General features: G+C 62.2%; 2 protein-coding genes and 1 pseudogene. 2 read left to right on the top strand and 1 reads right to left on the bottom strand.

The features are described from left to right. Nucleotides 1–71 precede the first annotated feature (71 nt). Both DRB19_RS29520 and DRB19_RS29515 read left to right on the top strand, forming a co-directional pair. Nucleotides 72–359 (top strand): annotated as a pseudogene (locus DRB19_RS29520) (IS481 family transposase); the annotation flags it as partial. 116 nt (nt 360–475) lie between these two features. Further along, nucleotides 476–985, top strand: a complete 510-nt coding sequence (locus tag DRB19_RS29515) for a winged helix-turn-helix domain-containing protein (RefSeq protein ID WP_162815966.1) — start codon at nt 476–478, stop codon at nt 983–985. Nucleotides 986–1,046: 61 nt separating this feature from the next. Here DRB19_RS29515 and DRB19_RS29510 read toward each other — a convergent pair. Then, the coding region (locus tag DRB19_RS29510) for an ATP-binding protein (RefSeq protein WP_162815965.1) at nt 1,047–1,462 on the bottom strand (416 nt) is incomplete at its 5' end.

The following is a 1,462-nucleotide window of genomic DNA, read 5'->3' as shown; positions in this document are numbered from 1 at the left end:
GGGCTCACCATAGCACCGCTTCCGGAAGAAAGCAGATGGACGCATAAGGCACCGCAAGCATCATGCCCGATAATGGTTTCGTGGAGCGCTTCAACAGCCGGGTGCAGCGTGAGGTGCTGGGGATCACGATCTATAGCCATCAGGATCTTGAAACGCTGCTCAAGGGCTTCAACCAGGCCTACAACAGAAGACGGCAACGCGTGCTGAAGGGGCGATCACCGGATGAGGTTGTGCACAGCCGCCTGGCCGCCGAGCCGAAGTTGGCCAATCGGCACGCGAAGCCGCCCGATCCAGACGTATTGCCTCAAGCCCTCCAGGTTGTCGCTCATGCCAAGGAGGTCTCGCATCCAGACAACTAGATAGACTCACCGTAACACCGCTTTAATACCCGTCCAGAGAATTGCTGACTCGCATTTGCGATGGCGAGCGTGACGTGATTCATTGACCGCCGGGGGCGCTGTTGATGGGGATCAGCATGGCCGGGCTCCCGATCCGTCAGGACTACTCGCCATCAGATCTGCGCACGCGGGCCGTCCGCGAGAAGGATTGTCGGGCCGCCCTGCGGTTGCTGGCGATCGCCAATGCCTTGGAAGGCATGACCCGGGCCGAAGTGGCGCGGCTGACCGGCATGGAGCGTCAGGCTCTGCACGATGCCATCCAGCGCTTCAATACTGAGGGACCTGACGCTCTGCATGACCGCCATCGCTCCGGTCGCCCGGAGCAGCTCAGCGGCAGACAACAGGCGGCCCTGAAGGCCCACATCCTGCGCGGGCCGGAGCCCGAGCGCGATGGGGTCAGTGCCTGGCGCCTGGTCGATCTGTGTGACTATGTCGAGCGAACTTATGGGGTGAGCTACAGCGAATGGGGGCTCTCGTGCCTGCTCAAGCGGCTGAACCTGTCGCGGCAGAAGACCCGGCCTTCGCACCCGAAGGGTCATCCAGCCGTGCAGGCGGCGTTCAAAAAAGAAGTTGTCTACGGGCGTTGAAGCTTCCGCATTTGTGGGCCTTCGATTTTCCCTAACTGATGGGCGGGGACGTCTCCGGTGATCAGCCGGTTGAGTGATCCATCGATGTCCCTCCGGGTGGTCGGCCGCGGCGCTTTGGTGCCGGCGGCGGCGTGATCAGGGCTTTCGAACGCACGTGCTCGGGAACAAGCTCGGCATGCTGACGCAAACGGTAGCTCGAGCCCTCAATCTGGATCACAACCGCATGGTGAAGAAGGCGATCCAAAAGTGCCGTGGCCACAACGGGATCGCCAAAAACCTCGCCCCACTCCGCAAATCCGCGGTTGGAGGTCAGGATCATGGCGCCTTTCTCATAGCGGGCGTTGACCAACTGGAAGAACAGATTGCCGCCACCGGGTGTGACCGGCAGGTAGCCGATCTCATCGACCACCAGCAGCGCGGCCCGGGACAGAAAGCGGATGCGCTCGCGCAGTTGCCCCTCCCGTTCCGCCTTCGCCA

Origin of the sequence: Microvirga aerophila, from assembly GCF_003332305.1 — a bacterium.
GTDB lineage: Bacteria > Pseudomonadota > Alphaproteobacteria > Rhizobiales > Beijerinckiaceae > Microvirga > Microvirga aerophila.
Note: the sequence above shows the minus strand (reverse complement) of the source record. Positions and strands in the feature narration are given on the sequence as shown.